The 8,000-nt window shown below is 31.1% G+C and carries 8 protein-coding genes; all 8 read left to right on the forward strand.

Annotated elements, in window-relative coordinates; translation table 11 throughout:
- The first annotated feature begins 3 nt into the window (after positions 1-3).
- The 8 genes from JWQ34_RS00890 (at position 4) to JWQ34_RS00925 (ending at position 7,953) form a co-directional block, all read left to right on the forward strand.
- Entirely contained in the window at positions 4-894 is an 891-nt protein-coding gene (locus JWQ34_RS00890; protein ID WP_299352530.1) for an alpha-1,2-fucosyltransferase, read from the forward strand.
- The gene (locus JWQ34_RS00895) at positions 885-1,865 is read left to right on the forward strand and encodes a glycosyltransferase (protein WP_299352533.1); all 981 of its coding nucleotides are present in this window, start codon (positions 885-887) and stop codon (positions 1,863-1,865) included. The genes JWQ34_RS00890 and JWQ34_RS00895 overlap by 10 nt, the downstream gene beginning before the upstream one ends.
- Positions 1,852-2,880, forward strand: coding sequence for a glycosyltransferase (locus JWQ34_RS00900; RefSeq protein ID WP_299352536.1), 1,029 nt, complete (start codon positions 1,852-1,854; stop codon positions 2,878-2,880). The genes JWQ34_RS00895 and JWQ34_RS00900 overlap by 14 nt, the downstream gene beginning before the upstream one ends.
- The gene (locus JWQ34_RS00905; RefSeq protein ID WP_299352539.1) at positions 2,873-3,973 is read left to right on the forward strand and encodes a glycosyltransferase family 4 protein; all 1,101 of its coding nucleotides are present in this window, start codon (positions 2,873-2,875) and stop codon (positions 3,971-3,973) included. Before JWQ34_RS00900 ends, JWQ34_RS00905 begins: the two co-directional genes overlap by 8 nt.
- A 2-nt stretch (positions 3,974-3,975) precedes the next feature.
- Entirely contained in the window at positions 3,976-4,863 is an 888-nt protein-coding gene (locus JWQ34_RS00910; RefSeq protein WP_299352542.1) for an FkbM family methyltransferase, read from the forward strand.
- A 65-nt stretch (positions 4,864-4,928) separates the two neighbouring features.
- Complete coding sequence (locus JWQ34_RS00915) at positions 4,929-5,828, forward strand: class I SAM-dependent methyltransferase (RefSeq protein WP_299352545.1); 900 nt, start codon at positions 4,929-4,931, stop codon at positions 5,826-5,828.
- Between the two features lie 29 nt (positions 5,829-5,857).
- Positions 5,858-6,730 carry a glycosyltransferase gene (locus tag JWQ34_RS00920; protein ID WP_299352548.1) on the forward strand — a complete coding sequence of 291 codons (873 nt, stop codon included), beginning with the start codon at positions 5,858-5,860 and terminating at the stop codon, positions 6,728-6,730.
- Positions 6,727-7,953 carry a glycosyltransferase gene (locus JWQ34_RS00925; RefSeq protein ID WP_299352551.1) on the forward strand — a complete coding sequence of 409 codons (1,227 nt, stop codon included), beginning with the start codon at positions 6,727-6,729 and terminating at the stop codon, positions 7,951-7,953. The genes JWQ34_RS00920 and JWQ34_RS00925 overlap by 4 nt, the downstream gene beginning before the upstream one ends.
- Positions 7,954-8,000: the final 47 nt, after the last annotated feature.

The following is an 8,000-nucleotide window of genomic DNA, read 5'->3' on the forward strand; positions in this document are numbered from 1 at the left end:
TAAATGATCACAATAAAAATAATGGGGGGTGTTGGTAATCAGTTATTTCAATACGCATTGGGTTTTGCATTGAAGAAACAGCTTAATAAAGAAGTACAATTTGATACATCTTATTATTACAATAATAACGATAATGATACAACCAAACGTCAATTATCGTTAGAGGCTTTTAGTTTAACTGATTTAAAAAAGAATAATTCAACTACAATAATTCCACAAGATATATTTGCAAAAGTCCCCCGATTTTTGGAACGCATATTTCTACCATATTATAAAAACTCTTACACTCAAGAAAAACAGTTTAAATTTGACCCTAATATTTTTCAAGTAAGAAACAATGCGTATTTGGATGGATATTGGCAATCGCCTAAATATTTTGAAGGCATAGAAGCAGATTTGCGTAACCAATTGGTGTTAAAAAATAAAATGAGTGCCGGCGCTGCCATTTATAGTGATTTAATAAATAGTTCAAACAATAGTATAAGTATACACATCAGGCGCTCTGATTATTTATCTAAATACAGCCATATTTATCATATTCAAACATCAGATTATTATACGAAAAGCATCAATTGCATTTTAAGTAATTTACAAATCGAGGATATAACTATATTTATTTTTTCAGATGATATAGATTGGTGCAAAGTAAATATTAAACTGCCATATAAAAATATTATGATTGAAGATGAGAAGATGTATTCTTATGAAGGAATGGTTTTAATGGCACAATGTAAACACAATATTATAGCAAATAGCACTTATTCCTGGTGGGGGGCATGGATGAATAACTATAAAAATAAAATTGTTGTTGCTCCTAAACAATGGTTTATTGAACCTAATCAAAACGCACAATATATTCAGTCCATTTATCCTCCTTCATGGGTATGTCTATAGTTTCAGTTGTAATGCCGGTGTACAATGCGGCTGAATTTTTGAGATCCTCTATTGATAGTATTTTAAATCAAAGCTTAACTGATTTGGAATTTATCATAATCAACGATGGCTCTACAGATACAAGTCATAATATCATATCGTCATATACCGATCCAAGGATCAAATACATAAATAAGCAAAAAAATCAAGGTTTAGTCAAATGCCTTAACGAGGCTATTGAAATAGCCAACGGTCCTTATATAGCTCGTATGGATGCCGATGACATTGCATATAAAGATAGGTTAACTATGCAAGTTAGTTATTTGCAGCAAAATAAACATGTCAAACTTGTCGGCGCGCACGTCAGATTAATTGACATAAATTCAAAACCATTTGGTACTTGGAGATATCCAACAAGCTTAATTGATGTAAAAAAAGAAATAAAAAACAGATGTTGCTTTGCACATCCAAGTGTAGTATTTGAGAAAAATATTTTCAATGAATTGGGTGGATATTATCCGATATTGGTTGCTGAAGATTACGACCTATGGGTAAGAATTTTAAATAAATATGAAGGAATAAATTTAGATTGCATATTAACCGATTACAGAATACACTCTACTAATTATAGTTCAACACATTTACTTAAGCAGTCTTTGGCCTGCCTAGCAATTAAATATAATATTCCAGCAAATTGTGAGGTAGACCTACCGTATTTATCCAAAAATGGTTTAAGTGAAATAGAAATTGTTAATCACGTTGTTAATTCATTTTTATTTTGGATAGAAGTATACAGAAAGATGCGTGATCCTAAGACATCTGATAACTTGCTCAGCAATTTAAAATCCTTTTTAAATAAAATGACAAATAATAATAAGGCAAATATTCTTGTCTTAAAATATGAAATAAAATATAGCTTTTTTTTATTGCGATTTGCAACCGTAGTTAGACTTTATTATCAATATTTATATTTAATAATTGGCCAAAATTAATGCAATGTTAATAAGTATAATAATACCTACCTACAAGCGATTAGAGATTTTAAAAGAAACCTATGATCATCTAATTGGTGCAATAAATGGTATTATCGCCGAAATTATTATTGTAAACGATGATAAAACTACGTCTGTGTTGGAAATAGTTGCGTTTTTAAATATTAATACATATAATACCATTGTTGTTAATAATAGAAATTATGGCGCGGCGAGTGCCCGAAATTTAGGAGCCCAATTGGCAACAAGTAAAATACTTTTGTTTATAGACGATGATATTATTGTTGACGCAAACACACTTTTAAACGTATTATACCTGCATGAAAAATTTGACCGGGCGCTGTCAACTCCCCTTTGGGAATATAGTGAACTGGTTAAAAAACTTCTAACTAAAACAACATTTGGCCGATATAAATTAGCTTATGATTATGCTCCTATAAGGGGTAAAATTGAGTATAAAATACCGGGAGAAAACAAATTGTATGAGGTGGAATCTCTTGCTTCTTTCTGTTTATCAATAAAAGCCAGTCATTATAAGGAACTGAACGGAATGGATGAAAATTTTCCTTATGCAGGATGTGAGGATCAGGACTTTGCAGAACGGGCTAAAAACTTAGGATTTACCCTTATTTTGGATGAGAATATTATTGTAAAGCATAATGAAATTGACCGTATAAAAAAGAAAAACTGGTTAACAAGGCAGTTTAACGGTGTGCAGGGTTTTGTTTTTTTATGTCAAAAATTCCCTGAACGCAAAGTAACAGCTATGTGGACTGAAAATATTCCCGTCCAAAAAAAAGATTCACAAAAATTGAAAATAAAAAAAATAGCAAAATTTCTTATAAGACAAAAACTGCCGTTGTTGCTTTTTAATCTTATAGTAACAACTTGCGAAAAAGCATGCCTGCCCCAAATATTATTATTTAAATTATATACAGTTCAGGCGGGAATTTATCTAAATAAAGGTTTTACAAAGTCTTACAACAAAAATGCACATAGTTCACATAATGGCTAATAATTCTTCTGTACCCTATTTTAATTGGTTTGCAGAAGAAATTCATAAATATCCCTCCTATAAATTTTCTTTCATTGCTATGTGTCCCTCAAAACCACAAATGTTGGAGGATATGAAGGAAAGGGGATGTAATTGTTATTGGATAAAGTTTAATAATGCTAAGAGAAAAGGGTCTATGTTATTGGCATTACCTCAATTAATAAAACTTTTTAAACTAATTAACCCTGATGTAGTAAACACTCATTTGTTTGACGATTCATTACCAGCATTATTTGCAGCACGATTGGTCGGAATTAAAAAAAGAGTAATAACCAAAGGTGATACAACCTTTCATTGGAATTATGCCAGAAAGTGGGTTTGGGCGGATAAATTTAATAATTTTAACGCAACCAATATTATAGCAATTAGCAATGAATCAAAAGAATTTATATTAAACAATGAAAAAGCTGATCCGCTTAAAGTTAAGCTGATACATCACGGAATCCCTTTTGAATATTTATGCAAGCAAAATGATAATTATAAAAAAGAATTAAGAGCGAGATACAATATAACAGATAATATTGTAATAGGTACAGTTTCAAGGTACATTGAATGGAAAGGATATAGATACATAATTGAGGCCGCCGCAGAAATAATTAGAAAACACCCAAATGTGAAGTTTATTTTTATTGGTGAAGGCCCCCAATGTGATGAACTAAATTCTTTGATTATAAAATATGGGCTTCAGGGTAACATTATTTTAGCGGGCTGGATAGAAAGAGATTATATTCCATCCTTATATGGCATAATGGATATATATGTACACGCTGCAACTCAAGAACCTTTTGGTTTTGTTATTGCAGAAGCCATGGCCAATGGAGTGCCATTGGTAACAACCCGAACCGGGGCTGCTGCTGATGCCCTTGAGCATAAAAAAAATTGTTACTTTGTTGCTGAAAAAAATTCGAAAGATATAATTTCAGGCATTAACTGGATGCTGAAAGATGTAAAAAGAAAATCACTAATTTCGGAAGAAATTAAGCTAATAGCACACTCCATGTATGATGTAAAGTTTATGCTAAAAAATTACTTAAACGTATATTTAAATAATTAATTTTGAAGAAATTTATAAAATTTATATATAAAATTATTCCTTTTAAAAAGGGAATATTTACTGCGATAAAATATTTTTGGATTCCATCAAAAAGCTTAAGTCAGCACTTGCATTTTAACTCTATAATAAAAATAAAAGCTCATTCAGAAAATAGCTTTTACATGCAGCATTATGGATATATGATTGAGAACGAGCTTTTTTGGCATGGCATTGACAACGCCTGGGAAAAAATTTCATTCAAGTTATGGAAAGCGTTAAGTGAAAATTCAGAAATCATTTTAGATATCGGGGCAAACACGGGTGTTTACAGTTTAATTTCTGGTAGCATGAATCCATTAGCCCAAATTTATTCTTTTGAACCCATCAAATCGGTTTTTGAGAAATTGAATTATAACATAGGATTAAATTCATTTAAATCAGAAGTGAAATCATATGAAGTAGCGTTATCGGATTTTACAGGAGAAGCAACAATATATATGGAAAAAAACGCTACTCATGCATTATCTGTAACAGTAAATAAATCATTATTACCAGATGCAGTTGAATACAGAACAGAAAAAATAAAAACAATAAGACTCGATGAATTTATTGAAAAAGAAAGCCTGAAAAAAATTGATCTAATTAAAATTGATGTTGAAACCCATGAGCCAGAAGTGCTTTCAGGCATGGGTATATATTTAAAGAAATTTCGGCCAACTATATTGATTGAAATACTTACCGACGAAATAGGAGAACAAGTTCAGGCATTAGTTCAAAACTTAAATTACTTATATTTTAATATAGACGAAAAAAGTGGAGAAATTATTAGAACGAAAAATATAAGTAAAAGTAATTACTTTAATTATTTAATTTGTGATGAAGAAAAAGCAAGGTTTTTGAAACTAATTTAAAATACGGAAGAATCCATTCTGGCAAATAATAAATTTATATATATAAAACTACGATAATGCTAGACATGAAGTATTCTTTCAAATATATTACTTGTTGTAACCTATGTGGATCGTCAAGTAATGCGCATAAAGTAATAGGTAAACGCCTCAATCAATCGCAAGGTAAAAATCCCCGTAAAAAAATTGGAATAACCACTTCTATAATTAAATGTACAAATTGTAACTTAATTTACAGTAATCCTCAACCAGTTCCTGATGACATTCAGGACCATTATGGTTTACCGCCGGAAAATTATTGGATAGATGATTATTTTACTTTTAATGAAAACTATTTTAAAGCTGAAATAGAAATACTCAGAACGCTCATTGACTTTAAAAAAGGCATGAAATCACTCGATATTGGAGCGGGGTTGGGTAAGGCTATGACCGCTCTTTCTACTGCAGGATTTGATGCTTATGGGTTCGAGCCATCTCAACCCTTTTATGAAAGGGCTATAAATAGAATGAAAATAAGTTCTGAAAAATTAAAACTTGGGATGATTGAGGAAATAGAGTATCCCGATAATCATTTTGATTTTATAACATTTGGGGCAGTTTTAGAACATCTTTATGATCCGTCTGCAGCAATAACTAAATCGTTAAAATGGTTAAAGCCAAATGGTATTATTCATATCGAAGTCCCATCATCAAACTGGCTGGTGGGTAAAATTATTAATTTATACTATTCGATTAGAGGGCTTGACTATGTTGGAAATTTATCTCCAATGCATGCCCCTTATCATCTGTATGAATTTGGATTAAAATCATTTGAAGACCATGCCATATCTAATAACTATGAAGTAATATTACATCAATACTATGTGTGTCAAACATACATGCCTAAAATAATTGATTACATCATTACACCTTTTATGAAGAAAACCGATACAGGAATGCAACTTTGTGTTTGGTTGAAAAAGAAGTAACTATTTAAAATCATGTTAATTTTTATATTTTGGATGAACGAGTCTCTATTATAATAGCGTTATTTAATGCAGAGAATTACATAAATGAGACGATATTGTCTGTTATCAATCAATCCTATACAAACTGGGAACTCATAATCATAGACGATGGATCAACAGATGGGTCTGCACATATTATTCAACAACACTTAATAGATAATAGAATTCAATATTTTAAAAAGTATAATACAGGAGTATCTGATAGTCGAAATTTTGGTGCAAATATAGCAACCGGAATTTTTTTGTGCTTTTTGGATGCCGACGATCTTTTTCATTACAATAACATTAAAGAAAAATTGGATTTTTTAATGTCCAATCCCGAATATCCACTCGTTCATGCAGATGTTGAGTTAATTGATGAAAATAGTAATTCTACTGGTGGTTATTTTAAAGGAAAAGGTGGTAATATATTAAATAGCTTGTTATTATGGCAAGAAACTAATATTCCCGGTCCATCAAGTACTATGATGACAAAAAACATCTTTTATAATATTGGTCAATGGGATGTTGCCTTTTCAACGGCAGCAGATCAGGAGTTGTTTTTTAGGGTGGCTGCGAAACATCCAATTGGACATATAAATAAAGTATTAACAAGTTATAGAGTTTTGCCCAATAGTATGAGCCGTAACATATCAATAATGGAAAAGGACCATGTTAGCGTATACAAAAAGGCGTATAAAAATGGCTTATTTAAATCATTTTGGTTCAAACAACAATGCTTCTCTAATTTATATTTTACGTTGGCAGGCAGCTGGTGGATAAATGGTAAAAATAAAAAGCGGGGAATATACTTTTTAATAAAAGCTTTATTTATCTATCCGCCTGTGTTAGTAAAGTTGACTAAGAAAGTGATAAGTAAATGAAGCCTGTACTAGTGCTAACCTACTGGAGTTTCAAAGATGCTTTAGTACAAACATATACTTTGCCATATGTTAAAATTATTGCTGCTGTATCTAAAAGAAAGGTATATTTAGTTTGCCTCGAACAATCACAATTAAAAACATCTTATCAGGAAAGAATAAAAACAAATGCAGATCTGCAAAAAGATAATATGCAGGTTATTTTTTTAGAATATAACCGATTTGGTATTAAACAAATATTAATGTGGAGTTTTTACCTTACTAAATTGCTGTATTTTGTTAATAAGAAGGGTGTTGAATATATACATACATGGGGCACCCCTGCAGGCGCTATAGGATATTTGTTAAGTATTTTATCAGGCAAGCCACTAATATTGGATAGCTATGAACCACATGCAGAAACTATGATAGAAAATGGCACATGGAAACTTAATTCATGGGCATATAAAATACTCTTTGAATTAGAAATAAGACAATCGCACAGAGCTAAGTATTATATAGCTGCAGCATCCGGGATGAAAGATTATGCCCAAAAAACTTATAATTTACAAATTGATAATAACTGCTTTTTTACCAAGCCGGCTTGTACAGATTTAGAGAAGTTTAATTTTATGTATCGGGATTCGCAATTGATAAACGAACTTGATTTAGATGGTAAAATAATTTGCGTTTATGCGGGAAAGTTTGGAGGAATATATTTGGACGACGAAATATTTGATTTTTTTAAACAATGCTTTAAACATTGGAAAGGTAATTTCAGGATACTTATGCTTACTAATGCATCAATAGAAAGCATAAGTAAACAATTACAGCGCGTTCAAATCCCCAATAATGTTCTTATTCAAAAATTTGTCCCTCATTACGACATTCCAAAATACTTAGCAATTGCCGATTTTGCACTTACACCGGTAAAGCCAATCCCAACCAAACGGTATTGTACGCCAATTAAAGACGGCGAGTATTGGGCAACAGGTTTACCGGTAGTTATTACTTCAAATATCTCTGATGATTCGGATATAATAGAAGAAAATAATGCCGGTTACGTGTTGAAAAGTTTAACAGATAACGAATACAACAACGCAATAACAAAGATAGATGATTTGTTAAAAGAGGATAACGGCCTTTTGAAAAAAAGAATTAGAGCGTTAGCATATAAATATCGTAATTTTGATATCGTGGAGAAAATTTATAGACAAATTTATAGCGTTCCGGATACCGTTAAATAGCTTGAAAAATTCAATTCTTTTTATCGTCCCTTATCCGTATAACACTG

The sequence above is a fragment of the Mucilaginibacter sp. genome (assembly GCF_028288185.1).
Taxonomy (GTDB): Bacteria; Bacteroidota; Bacteroidia; order Sphingobacteriales; family Sphingobacteriaceae; genus Mucilaginibacter.